The sequence below is a fragment of the Streptomyces sp. NBC_00523 genome (genome assembly GCF_036346615.1).
Lineage (GTDB): Bacteria > Actinomycetota > Actinomycetes > Streptomycetales > Streptomycetaceae > Streptomyces.
Genome location: NZ_CP107836.1, coordinates 1,695,404 through 1,717,105, shown reverse-complemented (window position 1 = coordinate 1,717,105; position 21,702 = coordinate 1,695,404). Strand labels below are relative to the sequence as shown.

The following is a 21,702-nucleotide window of genomic DNA, read 5'->3' as shown; positions in this document are numbered from 1 at the left end:
GGTGTTCACCCGCATTCAAGCGTGTTGACCCGTCCCCGACAACGGTTGATGCTCCTCCACAGCGTCCGGACGCGCTCCTCGGAACCCCCACCCCCCGCCCCGGGAGGAACGTCATGCGCCACCCAGCAACCAGGCCGGCCCGGCTGTCGGTGACAGCCGTACTGGCCGCCCTGCTGCTCGCCGTCCCCACGGCGACCGCCACCGCCGCCGACCAGCCCCGCATCGCCGCCGCCACCGCAACCGCCACCGCCCAGGTCCGGACCGCGTCCGCCCCGACGGCCGCCCTCGCCGCCACCAAGCGGCTCAACATCACGATGCAGGCCCAGCAGAAGACCAACTGGTGCTGGGCCGCGTCCGGCAACACCATCGCCACCTGGTACGGCCGCAACTACAGCCAGAACGAGTTCTGCAACGCCGCCTTCAACCGCGCCCAGGGCTACGACTGCCCCAACTCGCAGGCGGCCCTCGACAACGTGCAGAACGCCCTGTACTGGGCGGGCATCAGCCCCGGTTCGTACGTCAGCGGCTGGCTGCGCTACTCCACCGTGCAGACCGAGATAGCCGCCGGACGCCCGGTCGAGACCCGCATCCAGTGGTCGTCGGGCGGCGGCCACATGCACGTCCTGTACGGCTACGACGACGCCAACAGCCTCGTCTACTGGGGCGACCCCTGGCCCTCCAGCAACCGCTACAACTGGGCCTCGCACTCCTGGTACGTGAACAACAGCGAGTTCTCCTGGACCCACTCGCTCTACCGGATCGGGGCGTGACGCCATGACCACCACCCGTCACGGGAGCGTCCGCCGCCCCCTCGCCGCCGCCCTGGCCGCCGCCGGTGTCCTCGCCGGCACGGCCCTCCTCACCGCCGCCCCGCAGGCGGCCGCCGCCGACGGCCCCCAGGCCGGTCCCGCCGCCCTGGCCGCGGCCCACGAGGCGGCCACCGACGCCACCACCCTGAACACCCTGTCCCGGTTCTTCGCCCGCGAGGGCGCCGTCACCGAGAAGGCCGCCGCACCCCGCATCCAGGGCGAGGCCGTGCCCGTGCGCACCCTGTCCGCCGGATTCGTCGCGGGCGAGCCGGGCGCTCCCGTCGCCTCCCTCGACTACCTGGCCAGCACCGCCGTCTCCTCGGACGGGCAGAAGGCGTCGCTCTGGACGCTGCCGGAACCCGGCAAGGACGGCGCGATGCGGGTGGTGAACATCGCCACCGGCGACGACGAGGCCCGCTACACCGCGGCCGGCGCCCGCAAGCTGCCCGGCGGCATCGTCTTCCACGAGCCCCAGATCGACGCCTGGTACGCGCAGAAGGGCGACCGGGTCCTCCCGCTCGACCAGGACGCCGTCCGGGCGGTCGGCAAGCAGGGGACGACGCTCTCCGCCTACCGCACCCGGGTCCACGCCGCCTACGCGGACAAGCTCCCCGGGTCCGCGTACGCCCGCAAGGGCGAGGCGGGCGGCTACGGGCCCGAGGCGAAGAAGGGGTCCGGCCCCGCCATCGCCGCCTCCACCACCGGGACCGCGACCGCCCTGACCGCGGGCTCCATGGCGGCCGCCGGAGGCGCCGTCGCCGTACTCGCCCTGTGCGGCGTCACCGCCCTGCGCCTGAGGAGCCGCCGCCGGACCGGATGACCGGGCCCCGCGGCCCCCACGACCCCGCGCTCCGGGGCAGGTGCTCCCCACCCCTGCCCCGGAGCGCGGCGCCATCCGCGCACCCCGCGCTGTCACTGCCCGCAAGTAGGGTGGGGAGCATGGCAGACCCCTCCAGCTACCGCCCCAAGCCGGGACAGATCCCCGACTCCCCGGGGGTCTACAAATTCCGCGACGAACACCGCCGGGTGATCTACGTCGGGAAGGCCAAGAGCCTGCGCCAGCGCCTGGCCAACTACTTCCAGGACCTCTCCGGCCTCCACCCGCGCACGCGCACGATGGTGACCACGGCCGCCTCCGTGGAGTGGACGGTCGTCGCCACCGAGGTCGAGGCGCTTCAGCTGGAGTACTCCTGGATCAAGGAGTTCGACCCCCGGTTCAACGTCAAGTACCGCGACGACAAGAGCTATCCCTACCTGGCGGTCACGCTCAACGAGGAGTTCCCCCGCGTCCAGGTGATGCGCGGCGCCAAGAAGAAGGGCGTGCGCTACTTCGGTCCGTACGGGCACGCCTGGGCGATCCGCGAGACGGTCGACCTGATGCTCCGCGTCTTCCCCGTCCGCACCTGCTCCGCCGGTGTCTTCAAGAACGCCGCGCGGACCGGCCGCCCCTGCCTCCTCGGCTACATCGGCAAGTGCTCGGCCCCCTGCGTCGGCCGCGTCACCCCCGAGGAGCACCGCGAACTGGCGGACGACTTCTGCGACTTCATGGCCGGCCGCACCGGCACGTACATCCGCCGCCTGGAGAAGGACATGATGGCGGCCGCCGAGGAGATGGAGTACGAGCGGGCCGCGCGGCTGCGCGACGACGTCGAGGCGCTGAAGCGCGCGATGGAGAAGAGCGCCGTCGTCCTCGCCGACGCCACCGACGCCGACCTCATCGCGGTCGCCGAGGACGAGCTGGAGGCCGCCGTCCAGATCTTCCACGTGCGCGGCGGCCGGGTCCGCGGCCAGCGCGGCTGGGTCACCGACAAGGTGGAGAACGTCGACACCTCCGGCCTCGTGGAGCACGCCCTCCAGCAGCTGTACGGGGAGGAGAGCGGCGACGCCGTCCCCAAGGAGGTCCTGGTCCCGGCGCTGCCCGCGGACCCCGCGGCGGTCTCCCAGTGGCTCGCGGACCGGCGCGGCTCCCTGGTCAGCCTGCGCATCCCGCAGCGCGGCGACAAGAAGGACCTGATGGTCACCGTCCAGCGCAACGCCCAGCAGGCGCTCGGACTGCACAAGACCAAGCGCGCCTCCGACCTCACCACCCGCTCCCGGGCCCTGGAGGAGATCGCCGGAGCCCTGGACCTGGACACCGCCCCGCTGCGCATCGAGTGCTTCGACATCTCGCACCTCCAGGGCGACGACGTCGTCGCGTCCATGGTGGTCTTCGAGGACGGTCTCGCCCGCAAGGGGGAGTACCGCCGCTTCCAGATCAAGGGCTTCGAGGGCCAGGACGACGTCCGCTCGATGCACGAGGTGATCAGCCGCCGCTTCCGCCGCTACCTCCAGGAGAAGGAGCGCACGGGGGAGTGGGAGGAGACCCCGGCGCCCACCGGCCCCGTCCCGGCGGTCCCGGGCGAGGGCGACGGAGACCCCCGGGCCGCCGACGAGTCCCGCGAGGACGACGGCCGCCCCAAGCGGTTCGCGTACCCGCCGCAGCTCCTCGTCGTGGACGGCGGGCAGCCGCAGGTCGCCGCCGCCAAGCGGGCCCTGGACGAGCTCGGCATCGACGACATCGCGGTCTGCGGCCTCGCCAAGCGCCTCGAAGAGGTCTGGCTGCCCGATGACGACGACCCGGTGGTCCTGCCCCGCTCCAGCGAGGGCCTGTATCTCCTCCAGCGCGTCCGCGACGAGGCGCACCGCTTCGCCATCACCTACCAGCGCGCCAAGCGGGCCAAGCGCATCCGCGCCAGCCCGCTGGACGCCGTCCCCGGCCTCGGAGACACCCGGAAACAGGCCCTGATCAAGCATTTCGGCTCCGTCAAGAAGCTGCGGCAGGCGACAATCGAAGAGATCTGCGAGGTTCCCGGGATAGGCCGCAGGACAGCGGAGTCCGTGGCCGTCGCCCTCGCGGCGGCCGCCCCGGCCGCACCCGCCGTGAACACGGCCACAGGAGAGATCATGGAAGAGGACGACGGGGGCAGCACGACATGACCGAGCACGAACATGAACACGGGCACGACCGCACGGACCGAGCAGACGGAGCAGCACACGTGAGTACGGGCACCCCGACCGAGACGGGCGACGCCGCGACGGCCATCCCGGAGCTGGTGATCATCTCCGGCATGTCCGGCGCCGGGCGCAGCACAGCGGCCAAGTGTCTGGAGGACCTCGGCTGGTTCGTCGTGGACAACCTGCCGCCCGCGCTGATCCCCACCATGGTGGAGCTCGGCGCCCGCTCCCAGGGCAACGTGGCCCGGATCGCCGTCGTGGTCGACGTGCGGGGCCGCCGCTTCTTCGACAACCTGCGCGAATCCCTCGCCGACCTGGACGCCAAGGGCGTCACCCGCCGGGTGGTCTTCCTGGAGTCCTCCGACGACGCGCTGGTCCGCCGCTTCGAGTCGGTCCGCCGCCCCCACCCGCTCCAGGGCGACGGCCGCATCGTGGACGGCATCGCCGCCGAGCGCGACCTGCTGCGCGAGCTGCGCGGCGACGCCGACCTGGTGATCGACACCTCCAGCCTCAACGTCCACGAGCTGCGCGCCAAGATGGACGCCCAGTTCGCCGGCGACGAGGAGCCGGAGCTGCGCGCCACGGTGATGTCCTTCGGCTTCAAGTACGGCCTGCCGGTCGACGCCGACCTGGTGGTCGACTGCCGCTTCCTGCCGAACCCGCACTGGGTCCCGGAGCTGCGCCCCTTCACCGGGCTGAACGAGGAGGTGTCGGCGTACGTCTTCGACCAGCCCGGCGCCAAGGAGTTCCTCAACCAGTACACCGAACTGCTCCAGCTCGTCGCCGCGGGCTACCGCCGCGAGGGCAAGCGCTATGTGACCATCGCGGTGGGCTGCACGGGCGGCAAGCACCGCTCGGTGGCGATGTCCGAGAAGCTGGCGGCCCGGCTCGCCACGGAGGGGATCGAGACCGTGCTCGTACACAGGGACATGGGGCGCGAGTGACCAGTCGCAATCTGCGCCTGCGCCGACTGCGGGGTGCGGCGCCCGCGCTCTCCGTGCGCAAGCGCGGCGCCCAGCCCAAGGTCGTCGCCCTCGGCGGCGGCATGGGCCTGTCGGCCTCCCTCACCGCGCTGCGCCGGATCACCGGCGATCTGACCGCCGTGGTCACCGTCGCCGACGACGGCGGCTCCAGCGGGCGGCTGCGCGAGGAGCTGGGCGTCCTGCCCCCCGGCGACCTGCGCAAGGCGCTGGCCGCCCTGTGCGGCGACGACGAGTGGGGCCAGACCTGGGCCCAGGTCATCCAGCACCGCTTCCAGTCCAAGGGCGACCTGCACGAGCACGCGGTCGGCAATCTGCTGATCGTGGCCCTCTGGGAGCAGCTGGGCGACCACGTCCAGGCCCTGGACCTGGTCGGCAAGCTGCTCGGCGCGCACGGCCGGGTGCTGCCCATGTCCGCCGTGCCGCTGGAGCTCCAGGCCCTCGTCAAGGGCCACGACCCGGACCGCCCGGAGGACGTGGACACCGTGCGCGGACAGGCCACCGTGGCCCTCACCCCGGGCGAGGTGCAGTCCGTGCACCTGGTCCCGGCCGACCCGCCGGCCGTGCCCGAGGCGGTCGCCGCGGTCCGGGACGCGGACTGGGTGGTCCTCGGTCCGGGCTCCTGGTTCTCCTCGGTCATCCCGCACCTGCTCGTCCCCGAACTGCTGGACGCGCTGATCGAGACGAAGGCCCGGAAGGTCCTTTCGTTGAATCTCGCACCGCAGCCCGGTGAAACAGATGGCTTCTCACCGCAGCGTCATTTGGAGGTTTTGGGACGACACGCCCCTAAACTCGCCCTGGACGTGGTGCTGGCCGACGAGGCCGCCGTGCCCGACCGCGATTCCCTCGCCGACGCAGCCAAACGGCTCGGTGCCGCGGTCGAGCTGGCGCCCGTGGCCTCACCCGACGGCGTTCCGATCCATGATCCGGAGCTGTTGGCCGCCGCGTACGACCGTATTTTTCGGATGCATGGAAGGATCGGCCCATGGCGATGACGCCGGCGGTGAAGGACGAAGTCTCCCGGCTTCCCGTGACCCGGACCTGCTGCAGGAAGGCAGAGGTCTCGGCGATTCTCCGGTTCGCGGGCGGGCTCCACCTGGTGAGCGGCCGGATCGTGATCGAGGCGGAGCTGGACACCGCGATGGCGGCGCGCCGGCTCAAGCGGGACATCCTGGAGATCTTCGGGCACAGCTCGGAGCTCATCGTGATGGCCCCCGGCGGGCTGCGGCGCGGCTCGCGCTACGTCGTACGGGTGGTGGCGGGCGGCGATCAGCTGGCGCGCCAGACAGGCCTGGTCGACGGCCGGGGCCGCCCCATCCGCGGCCTCCCCCCGCAGGTGGTCTCGGGGGCCACCTGCGACGCCGAGGCCGCCTGGCGCGGGGCGTTCCTGGCGCACGGCTCGCTCACCGAGCCCGGCCGCTCCTCCTCGCTGGAGGTCACCTGCCCCGGCCCGGAGGCCGCGCTCGCCCTGGTCGGCGCCGCCCGCCGGCTCTCCATCGCGGCCAAGGCCCGCGAGGTGCGCGGCGTGGACCGGGTCGTCGTCCGCGACGGCGACGCGATCGGCGCTCTGCTCACCCGGCTCGGCGCCCATGAGTCGGTGCTGGCCTGGGAGGAGCGCCGGATGCGCCGCGAGGTCCGGGCCACCGCGAACCGCCTCGCCAACTTCGACGACGCTAACCTGCGCCGCTCCGCCCGGGCCGCGGTCGCCGCGGGCGCCCGGGTCGGCCGCGCCCTGGAGATCCTGGGCGAGGAGGTCCCGGAGCACCTGGCGGCCGCCGGGCGGCTGCGCATGGAGCACAAGCAGGCGTCGCTGGAGGAGCTGGGCGCCCTCGCCGACCCGCCGCTGACCAAGGACGCGGTCGCGGGCCGCATCCGCCGGCTCCTCGCGATGGCCGACAAGCGGGCCCAGGACCTGGGCATCCCCGGCACGGAATCCACTCTCAGCGAAGAGCTGGCCGACGGTCTGGTCGGCTGAGCCGTACCGGCGGTACGCGCCCCGCGAGGGGAACGGCCCGCCGGCTCGCGGCCGTTGACGCTGCGTAATTGCCGCAGAGGGGGCCGTACGGCACCCGGAGGCCCGTATTCCTACTGGGGAGTACGGGCTTCCCGCGTTCTTACGGCACCGCTCGATGTCACCCCGGCGGCTCCGGAGAGGTAGGGTCGGAGGCGGTCGGGGACATCCCATACAACTCGCCGGCGTCGAAAACCGGCGTACCTAACGAGGAGATCGGTTCGTGACGATCCGCGTAGGCATCAACGGCTTTGGCCGCATCGGTCGTAACTACTTCCGCGCGCTGCTGGAGCAGGGTGCGGACATCGAGATCGTGGCTGTCAACGACCTGGGTGACACCGCGACCACGGCCCACCTGCTGAAGTACGACACCATCCTGGGTCGTCTCAAGGCAGAGGTCAGCCACACCGCCGACACCATCACCGTCGACGGCCACACCATCAAGGTGCTCTCGGAGCGCAACCCGGCCGACATCCCCTGGGGTGAGCTGGGCGTCGACATCGTCATCGAGTCGACCGGCATCTTCACCAAGAAGGCCGACGCCGCGAAGCACATCGCCGGTGGCGCGAAGAAGGTCCTCATCTCGGCTCCGGCCAAGGACGAGGACATCACCATCGTGATGGGCGTCAACCAGGACAAGTACGACGCGGCCAACCACCACGTCATCTCCAACGCGTCCTGCACGACCAACTGTGTCGCCCCGATGGCCAAGGTTCTGGACGAGAACTTCGGCATCGTCAAGGGCCTCATGACGACGGTCCACGCGTACACCAACGACCAGCGCATCCTGGACTTCCCGCACTCGGACCTGCGCCGCGCCCGCGCCGCCGCCGAGAACATCATCCCGACCACGACGGGTGCCGCCAAGGCGACCGCCCTGGTCCTGCCGCAGCTCAAGGGCAAGCTCGACGGCATCGCGATGCGCGTCCCGGTCCCGACCGGCTCGGCCACCGACCTGGTCGTGACCCTCCAGCGCGAGGTCACCAAGGACGAGGTCAACGCCGCGTTCAAGAAGGCCGCCGACGACGGCGACCTCAAGGGCATCCTGTACTACACCGAGGACCCGATCGTGTCCTCGGACATCGTCAGCGACCCGGCGTCCTGCACCTTCGACTCCTCCCTGACGATGGTCCAGGAGGGCAACACGGTGAAGATCCTCGGCTGGTACGACAACGAGTGGGGCTACTCCAACCGTCTCGTGGACCTCACCGTCTTCGTCGGCGGCCAGCTCTGAGCACCGCCGCACCGGCAGGCATCTCGATGTGAGCACGGGGCTCGAACAGCGCGACGCTGCGCTGTTCGAGCCCCCTCGCATGCTCACTCGTCCTCCAAGGAGTCCAGACAGATGAAGACGATCGACGCACTTCTCGCCGAAGGGGTCGCCGGCAAGCGGGTATTCGTCCGCGCCGACCTCAACGTGCCGCTGAGCGGCACCACCATCACCGACGACGGCCGCATCCGCGCCGTCACCCCGACCGTCCGCAAGCTGGCCGAGGCCGGCGCCCGGGTCGTCGTCGCCTCGCACCTGGGCCGCCCCAAGGGTGCCCCGGACCCGGCGTTCTCGCTGGCCCCCGCCGCCACCCGGCTCGGCGAACTGCTCGGCGCCGACGTCGCGTTCGCGACCGACACGGTCGGCGAGTCCGCCCGCGCCACCGTCGCCGCGCTGACCGACGGCCAGGTCGCGGTCATCGAGAACCTCCGCTTCAACCCCGGCGAGACCTCCAAGGACGACGCCGAGCGCGGCGCCTTCGCGGACCAGCTCGCCGAGCTGGCGGACCTGTACGTGGGCGACGGCTTCGGCGCCGTGCACCGCAAGCACGCCTCGGTCTTCGACCTCCCGGCCCGCCTCCCGCACGCGGCCGGCGACCTCATCGCCACCGAGGTCGGCGTCCTGAAGAAGCTCACCGACGACGTGCAGCGGCCCTACGCGGTGGTCCTCGGCGGCGCCAAGGTCTCCGACAAGCTCGGCGTCATCGACCACCTCCTTGAGCGCGCCGACCGCATCCTCATCGGGGGCGGCATGGCGTACACCTTCCTCAAGGCCCAGGGCCACGAGGTCGGCAGCTCGCTGCTCCAGGAGGACCAGATCCCGGCGGTCCAGGAGTACCTGCGGCGCGCCGAGGCGAAGGGCGTGGAGTTCGTACTCCCCGTCGACGTCGTCGTCGCGCCCGCCTTCCCGGACCTGAAGACCAAGGCCCCGACCCACCCGGAGACCGTCGCCGCCGACGCCATGCCGGCCGGGCAGATGGGCCTGGACAACGGTCCGGAGACCAACAAGCTCTACGCATCGAAGCTCGCCGACGCGGCCACCGTCTTCTGGAACGGCCCGATGGGCGTCTTCGAGCACCCCGACTTCGCCGAGGGCACCCGGGCCGTCGCCCAGGCCCTCGTCGACTCCTCGGGCTTCAGCGTGGTCGGCGGTGGCGACTCCGCCGCCGCGGTCCGCATCCTGGGCTTCGACGAGAACGCGTTCGGACACATCTCGACCGGTGGCGGCGCCAGCCTCGAATACCTCGAGGGCAAGACGCTTCCCGGCCTCGCCGCTCTGGAGGACTGACCTTTCATGACCACTCGCACCCCGCTGATGGCGGGCAACTGGAAGATGAACCTCAACCACCTCGAGGCCATCGCCCACGTCCAGAAGCTCGCCTTCGCCCTGGCCGACAAGGACTACGACGCCGTAGAGGTCGCCGTCCTGCCGCCCTTCACCGACCTGCGCTCCGTGCAGACGCTGGTCGACGGCGACAAGCTGAAGATCAAGTACGGCGCCCAGGACATCTCGGCGCAGGACTCCGGCGCGTACACCGGTGAGATCTCCGGCCCCATGCTCGCCAAGCTGAAGTGCACCTTCGTCGCCGTCGGCCACAGCGAGCGCCGCCAGTACCACGCCGAGACCGACGAGGTCTGCAACGCCAAGGTGAAGGCCGCGTACAAGCACGGCCTGACCCCGATCCTCTGCGTCGGCGAGGGCCTGGACGTCCGCAAGGCCGGCGACCAGGTCGCGTACACCCTCGCGCAGCTCGAAGGCGCCCTGAAGGACATCCCGGCCGAGCAGGCCGAGTCCATCGTGATCGCCTACGAGCCGGTCTGGGCCATCGGCACCGGCGAGGTCGCCACCCCGGAGGACGCGCAGGAGGTCTGCGGTGCGATCCGTGTCCGCCTCGCCGAGTTGTACTCGCAGGAGCTGGCCGACGCGGTCCGCATCCAGTACGGCGGCTCGGTGAAGTCCGGCAACGTGGCCGCGATCATGGCCCAGCCCGACGTCGACGGCGCCCTGATCGGCGGCGCGGCGCTCGACGCGGACGAGTTCGTCAAGATCGTCCGCTTCCGCGACCAGTGAGTATGCGGTAGCGCGGATCCGTCGTACCCTTGCGGGGGCCGGGGAGGGCGACCTCCCGGCCCCCGTAGTTCGCACTAGCAGTCGGTATTTCCGGAAAGTAGGGACCAGCCGTGATTCTGGGGTTCGAGATCGCCCTGATCGTCTTCAGCCTGCTGCTGATGCTGCTGGTGCTCATGCACAAGGGCAAGGGCGGCGGTCTCTCCGACATGTTCGGTGGCGGCATGCAGTCCTCCGTCGGCGGCTCCTCGGTCGCCGAGCGCAACCTCGACCGCATCACCGTCGTGGTCGGTCTGGGCTGGTTCGCGTGCATCGTGGTGCTTGGTCTGCTCATCAAGCTGGACAGCTGACCCGTCGTGCGTGTTTCCCGGTGACGGTGTAACTCCTTTCACTGGACGCGCGTTGGGCCTTACGTAGACTGGGGCATCTTCGAGCACCATCACGCAGGGAGTTACGACCGTGGCAAGTGGCAACGCGATCCGGGGAAGCCGGGTCGGGGCGGGGCCGATGGGGGAGGCCGAGCGCGGCGAGTCCGCGCCACGGCTCCGCATCTCCTTCTGGTGCTCGAACGGGCACGAGACGCAGCCCAGCTTCGCCCATGACGCGCAGGTACCGGACACCTGGGACTGCCCGCGGTGCGGTTTCCCGGCCGGCCAGGACCCGGAGAGCCCGCCCGACCCGCCGCGCACCGAACCGTACAAGACGCACCTCGCGTACGTACGCGAGCGCCGCAGCGACGCGGACGGCGAGGCCATCCTCGCCGAGGCCCTGGCGAAGCTCCGCGGCGAGATCTGAAGACGTTCACCGGCCGGACACCCTCTGGGTGCCCGGCCGGAATGCTTCCGTCGCGCCGCAGCCTGCCGCCGTCACGTCCGGCCGCCTGATCAATTAGGTTGGAGGGGCAGCGGGGAACTGCGGTGACGAGAGAAGTGGGCTGATGTCCGGGATGAACGCAACTAGCCGTACCAGGCTCAACCAGACGCCGGAATGGGCGGCGCTGGGGAAGCACCGTGAGCAGCTCGGGCCGACCGGTCTGCGCGAGTTGTTCGCGGACGACCCGGAGCGCGGCACCGGGTACACCCTGCGGGTCGGCGACCTGCACCTCGACTACTCCAAGCACCTCGTCACCGACGAGACGCTGACCCTCCTGCGCGAACTCGCCGCGGCCACCGACGTGTTCGGGCTGCGGGACGCCATGTTCCGCGGCGACAAGATCAACACCACCGAGGACCGGGCGGTCCTGCACACCGCGCTGCGAGCCCCGCGCGAGGCCGTCGTCGAGGTCGACGGCGAGAACGTGGTGCCGGCGGTGCACGCGGTGCTCGACAAGATGGCGGCGTTCTCCGACCGGATCAGGTCGGGGGAGTGGACCGGTCACACCGGCAAGCCCATCAAGAACATCGTCAACATCGGCATCGGCGGCTCGGACCTGGGCCCCGCCATGGCGTACGAGGTGCTGCGCTCCTTCACGGACCGCTCGCTCACCTTCCGCTTCGTCTCCAACGTGGACGGCGCCGACCTGCACGAGGCCGTCCGCGACCTCGACCCGGCCGAGACGCTGTTCATCATCGCCTCGAAGACCTTCACCACCATCGAGACGATCACCAACGCCACCTCCGCCCGCAACTGGCTGCTCACCGGCCTGAGGGCCGGTCAGGACGCCGTCGCCAAGCACTTCGTGGCGCTGTCGACCAACGCGGAGAAGGTCGCGGACTTCGGCATCGACACGGCCAACATGTTCGAGTTCTGGGACTGGGTCGGCGGCCGCTACTCGTACGACTCCGCCATCGGCCTCTCGCTGATGATCGCCATCGGCCCGGACCGGTTCCGCGAGATGCTCGACGGCTTCCACCTCGTGGACGAGCACTTCCGCACCGCCCCGGCCGAGGAGAACGCCCCGCTGCTGCTCGGCCTGCTGGGCGTCTGGTACGGCGCGTTCTTCGACGCCCAGTCGCACGCGGTGCTGCCCTACAGCCACTACCTGTCGAAGTTCACCGCGTACCTCCAGCAGCTGGACATGGAGTCCAACGGCAAGTCCGTGGACCGCGACGGCAACCCCGTCGACTGGCAGACCGGACCGGTCGTCTGGGGCACCCCCGGCACCAACGGCCAGCACGCCTACTACCAGCTGATCCACCAGGGTACGAAGGTGATCCCGGCCGACTTCATCGGCTTCGCGCAGCCGGTCGAGGACCTGCTGCCCGGGCTCGTCGCCCAGCACGACCTGCTGATGGCCAACTTCTTCGCCCAGACCCAGGCCCTCGCCTTCGGCAAGACGCCCGACGAGGTCCGCGCCGAGGGCGTCCCCGAGGAGCTGGTGGCGCACAAGACGTTCCGGGGCAACCACCCCACGACGACGATCCTCGCCGACCGGCTCACCCCGTCCGTGCTCGGCCAGCTGATCGCCCTGTACGAGCACAAGGTCTTCGTCCAGGGAGCCATCTGGAACATCGACTCCTTCGACCAGTGGGGCGTCGAGCTCGGCAAGGTCCTCGCCAAGAAGATCGAGCCCGTCCTGACCGAGGGCAAGGGCGGCGAGCAGCTGGACAGCTCGACCGCCGCGCTCGTCTCGACGTACCGCGAGCTGCGCGGGCGCTGAGTCCCGCCCGAGGGGCCCCGCCGGACCGGTGGGGCCCCTCAGCCGTGCGTCGTGTCGATGACGCAGAAGCGATTGCCCTCAGGGTCCGCCAGCACCACGAAGTCCGGGTCCTCCGGATACAGCTCCCAGTCGGTCTCGGCCGCGCCCAGCGCGAGCAGCCGGGCCACCTCGGCGTCCTGCTCCTCCGTGTACAGGTCCAGGTGGACCCGGGGCACCTCCTGCACCGGGGAGTCGCTGCGGCCCAGCGAGAGCCCGACGCCCGGGCCCTCGGCGGGGACCAGGACCACCCAGTCGTCCGTGGCCGGTTCCCGCTCCACGTAGCCCAGGGCCGCCTTCCAGAAGGCCGCCGCCCGCGCCACGTCCGACGCGCCCATCACCACGGTTCCGATACGCATGGGGCCGAGCCTTTCACGTACCGCCCCGGAAACGCGCCGGCCCGGTCCGCCCAGAAGGGCGGACCGGGCCTGGGCAACCCCGCCGGTCAGGCGGAGGCCGGCGGATACAGGGCGCGGGGGAGGCGGGAGGCCGCCGCCGCGTCCAGCAGCCACAGCGTGCGGGCGCGGCCGTACGCACCGGCCGCCGGCGCCTGGATCTCACCGGCCCCGGACAGGGCGATGGCGACCGCCTCCGCCTTGTCCTCGCCCGCCGCCAGCAGCCACACCTCGCGCGCCGCCCGGATGGCGGGCAGCGTCAGCGAGACCCGGACCGGCGGCGGCTTGGGCGCACCGTGCACACCGACAACGGTGCGCTCGGTCTCCCGCACCCCGGGCAGTTCCGGGAAGAGCGAGGCGACGTGCGTGTCCGGGCCGACGCCCAGCATCAGCACGTCGAACTCCGGCACCGGGCCGTGGTCCTGCGGCGCCGAGGCCGCCGCCAGCTCGGCCGCGTACCCCGCGGCCGCGGCGTCGGCGTCCGGGCCGTAGGGGCCGTCCGACGCGGGCATCACGTGCACCCGCGAGGGGTCCAGGGGCACGGCGTCCAGCAGGGCCTCGCGGGCCTGCGTGACATTGCGCTCCGGGTCGCCCTCCGGCAGGAACCGCTCGTCGCCCCACCACAGGTCGAGCCGCGACCAGTCGACCGCGTCCCGGGCGGGCGCGGCGGCGAGCGCGGCCAGCAGGCCGTTGCCGTTGCGCCCGCCGGTGAGCACCACCGAGGCGTCGCCGCGCGCGGCCTGGGCGTCCACGATCTTCGTGATCAGCCGGGCCGCGGCGGCCTGCGCCATCAGCTCCTTGTCGCGGTGCACGACGAGCTGCGGGACTCCGGTCACTTCGCCGCCGCCTTCTTCGCCGGGGCGGCCTTCTTCGCGGCGGGGGCCTTGTCGGAGGCCGGGGAGGGGGCCTTGGCGGACTCGCCCGGACCCGCCTTCTCCAGCCGGTCCACGCCGAACTTCACGGTCGACTCGTAGATGTTGTCCGGGTCGAGCCGCCGCAGCTCCTCCGCGAGGAGCTCCGCCGTCTCGCGGCGCTTGAGCGCCACCGCGCGGTCCGGCTGGCCCGCCATGCACAGCGTGGCGAGCGAGCCGTCGGCCCGGTCCAGGACGATGTCGCCGTTCTTGGTGACCATTCGGACGGCCGTCAGACCCGGGCCGCCGGACGTGGTGCGCTCCACCGGCACGCCGAGCCGGTCCGCGAGCCACATGGCAAGGAGCTCGCAGCTCGGGTTGTCCGACTCGCCCTCGACCGTGGCCGAGACGACCTCCGCCGGCTGCTGGTCGAGCGCGGCGGCCAGCATCGAACGCCACGGCGTGATGCGCGTCCACGCCAGGTCCGTGTCACCGGGCCGGTACGTGTCGGCGCGCACCCCCAGCTCGTCGAGCGGGTGCTCGGCCGAGTAGGTGTCGGTGATCCGGCGCTGGGCCAGGGCGCCGAGCGCGTCCTTCGCCGGGTCGGCGGGGGAGTCCTGCGGCCACCACAGCACCACCGGGGCGTCCGGCAGCAGCAGCGGCAGGACGACCGACTGGGCGTGGTTGGCCAGCTCGCCGTGGAGCCGGAGCACCACGGTCTCGCCGGAGCCCGAGTCGGAACCGACCCGGATCTCGGCGTCGAGCCGCGCGTCGCGGCGGGTGCGCGGCGAACGGCTGAGCCGCTTGATGACCGCGATGATCCGCGAAGGGTGCTCCCGCGAGGAGTCGCTGGCCGCCTTCAGCGCGTCGTAGGCGTTCTCCTCGTCGGTGACGATGACGAGGGTGAGGACCATCCCGATCGCCGGGGCGCCGACCGCGCGCCGGGCCGAGATGAGCGCCTGGTTGATCTTGCTGGACGTGGTTTCCGTGAGATCGATCTTCATGGCCGGCGCCAGCTCCGTCCGTCGCGTGCGAGCATCTCGTCCGCCTCGGCCGGACCCCAGGTGCCGGCCGGGTACTGGGCGGGCTTGCCGTGCTTGTCCCAGTACTCCTCGATCGGGTCGAGGATGTTCCAGGAGAGCTCGACCTCCTGGTGGCGCGGGAAGAGGTTGGCGTCGCCGAGCAGGACATCGAGGATGAGCCGCTCGTACGCCTCCGGGCTGGACTCCGTGAAGGACTCGCCGTACGCGAAGTCCATCGTGACGTCCCGGACCTCCATCGAGGTGCCGGGCACCTTGGAGCCGAACCGCACCGTGACGCCCTCGTCCGGCTGCACCCGGATGACCAGGGCGTTGCCGCCCAGCTCCTCGGTGGCGCCGGACTCGAACGGCAGGTACGGGGCGCGCTTGAAGACGACCGCGATCTCCGTGACCCGGCGGCCGAGCCGCTTGCCGGTGCGCAGGTAGAAGGGGACGCCCGCCCAGCGGCGGTTGTTGATCGTCAGCTTGATCGCGGCGAAGGTGTCGGTCTTCGACTTGGGGTCGATGCCGTCCTCCTCCAGATAGCCGACGGCCTCCTCGCCGCCCTGCCAGGCGTGCGTGTACTGGCCGCGCACGGTGTGCTTGCCCAGGTCGTCGGGCAGCTCCACCGCCGTGAGCACCTTGAGCTTCTCGGCGACCAGGGCCTTCGGGTGGAAGGAGCCGGGCTCCTCCATCGCGGTCAGCGCGAGCAGCTGGAGCAGGTGGTTCTGGATGACGTCGCGGGCGGCGCCGATGCCGTCGTAGTAGCCGGCCCGGCCGCCGATCCCGATGTCCTCGGCCATCGTGATCTGCACGTGGTCGACGTAACTGCGGTTCCAGATCGGCTCGAACATCGTGTTGGCGAAGCGGAGCGCCAGGATGTTCTGGACGGTCTCCTTGCCGAGGTAGTGGTCGATCCGGAAGACCTCGTTCGGCGGGAAGACGTCGTGCACGATCTGGTTGAGCTCCTGCGCGCTCTTCAGGTCGTGGCCGAACGGCTTCTCGATGACGGCGCGGCGCCAGCTGCCTTCCTTCTGGTCGGCCAGCCCGTGCTTCTTGAGCTGCTGGACGACCTTGGGGAAGAACTTCGGCGGGACGGACAGGTAGAAGGCGAAGTTGCCGCCCGTGCCCTGCGCCTTGTCCAGCTCCTCGATCGTGGCCCTGAGGGTCTCGAAGGCCACGTCGTCGTCGAAGTCGCCCTGCACGAAGCGCATGCCCTGGCTGAGCTGCTGCCAGACCTCTTCGCGGAAGGGCGTACGGGAATGCTCCTTGACCGCGTCGTGGACGACCTGGGCGAAGTCCTCGTCCTCCCAGTCGCGGCGCGCGAAACCGATGAGTGAGAAGCCCGGCGGCAACAGGCCGCGGTTGGCCAGGTCGTAGACGGCGGGCATCAGCTTTTTACGGGACAAATCGCCCGTGACGCCAAAGATGACCAGGCCCGACGGCCCCGCGATGCGCGGGAGCCGTCGGTCCTGGGCGTCACGGAGCGGGTTGGCTCCGGGAACACCAGACAAAGTGGTCAGCCCTTCGAGGGGGCGAGGCGCTGAAGCTCCGCCTCGGTCGACTTGAGCAGGTCGTTCCAGGACGTCTCGAACTTCTCGACGCCCTCGTCCTCCAGCAGCTGCACGACGTCGTCGTAGTCGACGCCGAGCTTCTTGATCGCGTCGAGGTCGGCGCGAGCCTGGTCGTACGCACCGGTGACGGTGTCGCCGGTCACCTCGCCGTGGTCCGCCACCGCGTCCAGAGTCGCCTCCGGCATGGTGTTGACCGTGTTCGGCGCGACGAGGTCCACCACGTACAGGGTGTCCTTGAGGGCCGGGTCCTTCACGCCGGTCGAGGCCCACAGCGGACGCTGCTTGTTGGCGTGCGCCTTGTCCAGGGCGGCCCAGCGCTCACCGGCGAAGACCTCCTCGTACGCCTCGTAGGCGAGCCGGGCGTTGGCCAGGGCGGACTTGCCCTTCGCGGCCTTCGCCTCGTCGCCGCCGATGGCGTCCAGGCGCTTGTCGATCTCGGTGTCCACGCGGGACACGAAGAAGGACGCCACCGAGTGGATCTTGGAGAGGTCCAGGCCCGCGGCCTTCGCCTTCTCCAGGCCCGCCAGGTAGGCGTCCATGACCGCGCGGTAGCGCTCCAGCGAGAAGATCAGCGTGACGTTGACGCTGATGCCCCGGCCGATCGTCTCGGTGATCGCGGGCAGGCCCGCCTTGGTCGCCGGGATCTTGATCAGCGTGTTCGGGCGGTCCACCAGCCAGGCCAGCTGCTTGGCCTCGGCGACCGTGGCCACCGTGTCGTGCGCCAGGCGCGGGTCGACCTCGATGGAGACCCGGCCGTCCTGGCCGTCCGTCGCGTCGAAGACCGGGCGCAGGATGTCGGCCGCGTCCCGGACGTCCGCGGTGGTGATCATGCGGATCGCCTCCTCGACGGTCACCTTGCGGGCCGCGAGGTCGGTGAGCTGCTGGTCGTAACCGTCGCCCTGCGAGATGGCCTTCTGGAAGATCGACGGGTTGGTCGTGACCCCCACGACGTGGCTCTGGTCGATCAGCTCGGCGAGGTTGCCCGAGGTGATCCGCTTGCGCGAGAGGTCGTCGAGCCAGATCGCCACGCCCTCGTCGGAGAGGCGCTTGAGTGCGTCTGTCATGAGAAATGCATCTCCTACTAGTCGTATACCGGCGTCAGCGCGTGGCGGCGGCGAGGGATTCCCGGGCGGCGGCGGCGACGTTCTCGCCGGTGAAGCCGAACTCCCGGAAGAGGACCTTCGCGTCCGCCGAAGCGCCGAAGTGCTCCAGCGAGACGATCCGGCCGGCGTCTCCCACGTACCGGTACCAGGTAAGGGCGATGCCCGCCTCGACGGCCACGCGCGCCTTGACCGACGGGGGCAGGACGGAGTCCTTGTAACCCTGTTCCTGCTCCTCGAACCACTCGACACACGGCATCGAGACCACACGGGTCGGAATTCCGGCCGCCTGGAGCTCCTCGCGCGCCTCGACGGCGAGCTGGACCTCGGAGCCCGTACCGATCAGCACGACCTGGGGCGTGCCGCCCTCGGCCTCGAAGAGCACGTAGCCGCCCTTGGCCGCGTCCTCGTTCGCCTCGTACGTCGGCACGCCCTGGCGGGTCAGCGCCAGGCCGTGCGGGGCGCCCTCGCCGAACACCTTGGTGTAGCGGCGCAGGATCTCGCGCCAGGCGATGGCGGTCTCGTTGGCGTCGGCCGGGCGCACGACGTTGAGGCCCGGGATGGCGCGCAGCGAGGCCAGGTGCTCGACCGGCTGGTGGGTCGGGCCGTCCTCGCCGAGGCCGATCGAGTCGTGCGTCCACACGTAGGTCACCGGCAGGTGCATCAGCGCGGACAGGCGCACGGCGTTGCGCATGTAGTCGGAGAACACCAGGAAGGTGCCGCCGTAGATGCGGGTGTTGCCGTGCAGCGCGATGCCGTTCATCGCGGCGGCCATGGCGTGCTCGCGGATGCCGAAGTGGATCGTCCGGCCGTACGGGTCGGCCTCCGGCAGCGGGTTGCCCGCGGGGAGGAACGACGACGTCTTGTCGATCGTGGTGTTGTTCGAGCCGGCCAGGTCGGCGGAGCCGCCCCACAGCTCGGGGATGATCCCGCCGAGCGCCTGGAGCACCTTGCCGGAGGCGGCGCGGGTGGCGACACCCTTGCCCGTCTCGAAGACCGGCAGGCTGTCCTCCCAGCCCTTGGGCAGCTCGCCCGCGGCGATGCGGTCGAAGTCGGCGGCGCGCTCGGGGTTGGCGGCGCGCCAGGCGTCGAAGCCCTTCTCCCACTCGGCCTTCGCCTCGCGGCCCCGGTCCAGGGCGCGGCGGGTGTGCGCGATGACCTCGTCGGCGACCTCGAAGGACTTCTCCGGGTCGAAGCCGAGCACCTTCTTGGTCGCGGCGACCTCGTCGTCGCCGAGCGCCGAGCCGTGCGACGCCTCGGTGTTCTGGGCGTGCGGGGCGGGCCAGGCGATGATCGAGCGGGCCGCGATGAACGACGGGCGCCCGGTCTCGGCCTTGGCGGCCAGCAGCGCGTTGTAGAGGCCCTCGGGGTCCAGGTCGCCGTTGGGCAGCTGGTCGACGCGCTGGACGTGCCAGCCGTACGCCTCGTAGCGCTTGACGGTGTCCTCGGAGACCGCGGTCTCCGTGTCGCCCTCGATGGAGATGTGGTTGTCGTCCCACAGCAGGACCAGGTTGCCCAGCTTCTGGTGGCCGGCCAGCGAGGACGCCTCGGCCGAGATGCCCTCCTGGAGGCAGCCGTCACCGGCGACGACCCACACCATGTGGTCGAACGGGGAGGTGCCGGGGGCCGCCTCCGGGTCGAACAGACCGCGCTCGTAGCGGGCGGCCATGGCCATGCCCACGGCGTTGGCGACGCCCTGGCCCAGCGGGCCGGTCGTCGTCTCGACGCCGGTGGTGTGGCCGTACTCCGGGTGGCCCGGGGTCTTGGAGCCCCAGGTGCGGAACGACTCCAGGTCCGCCAGCTCCAGGCCGTAGCCGGCCAGGTAGAGCTGGATGTACAGGGTCAGGCTGCTGTGGCCCGCAGAGAGCACGAACCGGTCGCGGCCGGTCCAGTCCGCGTCCGCCGGGTCGTGCCGCATCACCTTCTGGAAGATGGTGTACGCGGCGGGAGCCAGGCTCATCGCCGTGCCCGGGTGGCCGTTTCCGACTTTCTGTACGGCGTCCGCGGCGAGGACGCGGACGGTGTCCACGGCCCGCTGGTCCAATTCGGTCCACTGGAGGTCTGTGGTGGTCGGCTTGGTGCTCACCCTGAGTCAGGGCTCCTCTCCAACTGTTGTAGACCGGTGACTTCGACCGCACCGGATGCTGTCGAGCCTACCCCCGTCCGTACCCGTGTTTTCCGGCTCCTACCAGGGTGCGGGCGGCCCGTGGAATCCGCCTCCCGTATGAGCGGAAGGGCTCACCGATGGGCTTCTCCGATGAGCGCGGAGACCCACTCCTGGGCGCTCCGAAGAGCGGCCCCGGGCGCGGTTGCGGAGGGCCCGGAAACGGGTCGCGCGACCTCTGCGACACCAGTGCGTCACTCGTGCGTACGAGACGGCCTCCGGCGGCCGTCCGCGCCACATCAACACGACCCCACCCCCGCGAAGGGCGGCCTGTCCCCAACGTCTACAGTGGTCGGGTTCGCGCAAGTCTTCACCGGGCCCTTACGCCCGGAGCTTGCTGGGATTTCTCTGTCAGGGGTGTGCGTGACGGCCGTCGAGTCCCGACCCGCAGGGGTCGCCTTGACTCCGAGCCCAGGGGGCCAACGCCCATTCGGGGCCCGTGTCAAGGCATTCGTGGCACTGACCAAGCCTCGGATCATCGAGCTGTTGCTGATCACCACTGTTCCGGTGATGTTCCTGGCCGCTCAGGGTGTACCCGACCTGTGGCTCGTGCTCACTACCACCATCGGCGGCTATCTGTCCGCCGGCGGTGCCAATGCACTGAACATGTACATCGACCGCGACATCGACGCGCTGATGGACCGTACGTCGCAGCGCCCGCTGGTCACCGGCATGGTGAGCCCGCGCGAGTGCCTGGCCTTCGGCATCACCCTCGCGGTGGTCTCGACGGTCTGGTTCGGTCTGCTGGTCAACTGGCTGTCCGCGGCGCTGTCGCTGGGCGCCCTGCTCTTCTACGTCGTGATCTACACGATGCTGCTGAAGCGCCGCACCTCGCAGAACATCGTCTGGGGCGGCATCGCGGGCTGCATGCCGGTCCTCATCGGCTGGTCCGCCGTGACGAACGAGATGTCCTGGGCCGCGGTGATCCTCTTCGCCGTCATCTTCTTCTGGACGCCGCCGCACTACTGGCCGCTGTCGATGAAGGTGAAGGACGACTACGCCCGCGTCGGTGTCCCCATGCTCCCGGTCATCGCGTCCAACCGGGTGGTCGCCCGCCAGATCGTGGCCTACAGCTGGGTGATGGTCGCCGTCTCGCTGCTGCTCACCCCGCTGGGCTACACCGGCTGGTTCTACACGGCCGTGGCGCTGCTGACCGGCGGCTTCTGGCTCTGGGAGGCGCACGGGCTGCTCAGCCGGGCCAAGGCCGGGGTGACGGGCGCGAAGCTCAAGGAGATGCGGCTGTTCCACTGGTCGATCACCTATGTGTCGCTGCTCTTCGTGGCCGTGGCGGTGGATCCCTTCCTCCGGTAGAACCCCTGCTCCGTCCGACGGGCGGGGAGCGTGGCCGATGCCACGCTCCCCGCCCGTCGCCGGTTGATCTACCCGCCGGTAGCATCCTGTCCATGGCAGAGACGGCAGAGGCTGAGACCCAGCAGGTGGACGGCAGGCGGGCGGCGCGCGCGGAGCGCAGGGCGGCCCGGCTGGCCAAGCAGATCGGCGCCTTCGCGAAGGCGCACGGCGGTGCCGAGGGGCAGGTCGCCTACCTCGGGCAGATGGGCGCCCGCATCGTCCTGGTGGGCGAGGACGGCGAGTGGGGCGATCTGGTCGCCCCCTCGTACGAGATCGCCGAGAGCGCCGCGCAGCGGTCCGGGATCACGCTCCACGAGTCCTTCGACGGCGAGTTCGCGGCGAAGGTCCGCACGGGCCCGTACGAGTGGACCCGGATGGCCGGGATCCAGGTCGGCGGCCCGTCCAACGCGGCCTGAGACCGGAGGAAACGGACCGGGGCTCCCGCTCCGACGGCGTACAGCCGTGGAGCGGGAGCCCCGGTCC

General features: G+C 70.9%; 20 protein-coding genes. 14 read left to right on the top strand and 6 right to left on the bottom strand.

Features of this window, described 5'->3' with window-relative positions; all coding sequences use genetic code 11:
- Positions 1 to 113: 113 nt before the first annotated feature.
- From OHS17_RS07770 to pgi, 12 genes are all read left to right on the top strand, one after another.
- Positions 114 to 770: a papain-like cysteine protease family protein gene (locus OHS17_RS07770; RefSeq protein ID WP_330311564.1), complete on the top strand. Its 657-nt coding sequence runs from the start codon at positions 114 to 116 to the stop codon at positions 768 to 770.
- A gap of 4 nt (positions 771 to 774) precedes the next feature.
- Positions 775 to 1,629, top strand: coding sequence for a hypothetical protein (locus tag OHS17_RS07765; protein ID WP_330311563.1), 855 nt, complete (start codon positions 775 to 777; stop codon positions 1,627 to 1,629).
- A 119-nt stretch (positions 1,630 to 1,748) separates the two neighbouring features.
- Entirely contained in the window at positions 1,749 to 3,785 is a 2,037-nt protein-coding gene (uvrC, locus tag OHS17_RS07760; RefSeq protein WP_330311562.1) for an excinuclease ABC subunit UvrC, read from the top strand.
- Positions 3,782 to 4,747, top strand: a complete 966-nt coding sequence (gene rapZ, locus OHS17_RS07755) for an RNase adapter RapZ (protein WP_026171721.1) — start codon at positions 3,782 to 3,784, stop codon at positions 4,745 to 4,747. Before uvrC ends, rapZ begins: the two co-directional genes overlap by 4 nt.
- Entirely contained in the window at positions 4,744 to 5,778 is a 1,035-nt protein-coding gene (locus OHS17_RS07750; RefSeq protein ID WP_073864694.1) for a gluconeogenesis factor YvcK family protein, read from the top strand. Before rapZ ends, OHS17_RS07750 begins: the two co-directional genes overlap by 4 nt.
- Entirely contained in the window at positions 5,769 to 6,758 is a 990-nt protein-coding gene (whiA, locus tag OHS17_RS07745; protein WP_018104603.1) for a DNA-binding protein WhiA, read from the top strand. The genes OHS17_RS07750 and whiA overlap by 10 nt, the downstream gene beginning before the upstream one ends.
- Positions 6,759 to 7,017: 259 nt before the next feature.
- The gene (gene gap, locus OHS17_RS07740; protein ID WP_018104604.1) at positions 7,018 to 8,028 is read left to right on the top strand and encodes a type I glyceraldehyde-3-phosphate dehydrogenase; all 1,011 of its coding nucleotides are present in this window, start codon (positions 7,018 to 7,020) and stop codon (positions 8,026 to 8,028) included.
- 111 nt (positions 8,029 to 8,139) lie between these two features.
- A complete protein-coding gene (locus OHS17_RS07735; RefSeq protein WP_330311561.1) occupies positions 8,140 to 9,351 on the top strand; it encodes a phosphoglycerate kinase in 1,212 nt (403 codons plus the stop codon).
- A gap of 6 nt (positions 9,352 to 9,357) precedes the next feature.
- Positions 9,358 to 10,134 (top strand): triose-phosphate isomerase, encoded by a 777-nt coding sequence (tpiA, locus tag OHS17_RS07730; protein WP_330311560.1) that lies wholly within the window; start codon positions 9,358 to 9,360, stop codon positions 10,132 to 10,134.
- A 110-nt stretch (positions 10,135 to 10,244) separates the two neighbouring features.
- Complete coding sequence (secG, locus tag OHS17_RS07725; RefSeq protein ID WP_161207408.1) at positions 10,245 to 10,481, top strand: preprotein translocase subunit SecG; 237 nt, start codon at positions 10,245 to 10,247, stop codon at positions 10,479 to 10,481.
- Between the two features lie 109 nt (positions 10,482 to 10,590).
- On the top strand, positions 10,591 to 10,926 hold the full coding sequence (locus OHS17_RS07720; RefSeq protein WP_073864697.1) for an RNA polymerase-binding protein RbpA: 336 nt from the start codon (positions 10,591 to 10,593) through the stop codon (positions 10,924 to 10,926).
- A gap of 151 nt (positions 10,927 to 11,077) precedes the next feature.
- Positions 11,078 to 12,730: a glucose-6-phosphate isomerase gene (gene pgi / locus OHS17_RS07715; RefSeq protein WP_161207409.1), complete on the top strand. Its 1,653-nt coding sequence runs from the start codon at positions 11,078 to 11,080 to the stop codon at positions 12,728 to 12,730.
- Positions 12,731 to 12,768: 38 nt separating this feature from the next.
- Here pgi and OHS17_RS07710 read toward each other — a convergent pair whose 3' ends face one another.
- The 6 genes from OHS17_RS07710 to tkt all read right to left on the bottom strand — a co-directional run bounded on the left by OHS17_RS07710 (position 12,769) and on the right by tkt (position 19,791).
- Complete coding sequence (locus OHS17_RS07710) at positions 12,769 to 13,125, bottom strand: VOC family protein (protein WP_330311559.1); 357 nt, start codon at positions 13,123 to 13,125, stop codon at positions 12,769 to 12,771.
- Between the two features lie 86 nt (positions 13,126 to 13,211).
- A complete protein-coding gene (gene pgl / locus OHS17_RS07705; RefSeq protein ID WP_018104611.1) occupies positions 13,212 to 13,997 on the bottom strand; it encodes a 6-phosphogluconolactonase in 786 nt (261 codons plus the stop codon).
- A complete protein-coding gene (opcA, locus tag OHS17_RS07700) occupies positions 13,994 to 15,016 on the bottom strand; it encodes a glucose-6-phosphate dehydrogenase assembly protein OpcA (RefSeq protein ID WP_330311558.1) in 1,023 nt (340 codons plus the stop codon). The genes pgl and opcA overlap by 4 nt, the downstream gene beginning before the upstream one ends.
- Entirely contained in the window at positions 15,013 to 16,545 is a 1,533-nt protein-coding gene (zwf, locus tag OHS17_RS07695) for a glucose-6-phosphate dehydrogenase (RefSeq protein WP_330311557.1), read from the bottom strand. The genes opcA and zwf overlap by 4 nt, the downstream gene beginning before the upstream one ends.
- A gap of 5 nt (positions 16,546 to 16,550) precedes the next feature.
- Positions 16,551 to 17,669: a transaldolase gene (gene tal, locus OHS17_RS07690; RefSeq protein ID WP_330311556.1), complete on the bottom strand. Its 1,119-nt coding sequence runs from the start codon at positions 17,667 to 17,669 to the stop codon at positions 16,551 to 16,553.
- Between the two features lie 34 nt (positions 17,670 to 17,703).
- Entirely contained in the window at positions 17,704 to 19,791 is a 2,088-nt protein-coding gene (tkt, locus tag OHS17_RS07685) for a transketolase (RefSeq protein WP_330311555.1), read from the bottom strand.
- 435 nt (positions 19,792 to 20,226) lie between these two features.
- Between tkt and OHS17_RS07680 the strand changes: the two genes are divergently transcribed.
- Complete coding sequence (locus OHS17_RS07680; protein ID WP_330311554.1) at positions 20,227 to 21,180, top strand: heme o synthase; 954 nt, start codon at positions 20,227 to 20,229, stop codon at positions 21,178 to 21,180.
- Between the two features lie 92 nt (positions 21,181 to 21,272).
- On the top strand, positions 21,273 to 21,635 hold the full coding sequence (locus OHS17_RS07675; RefSeq protein WP_073864701.1) for a hypothetical protein: 363 nt from the start codon (positions 21,273 to 21,275) through the stop codon (positions 21,633 to 21,635).
- The last annotated feature ends 67 nt before the right edge of the window (positions 21,636 to 21,702 follow it).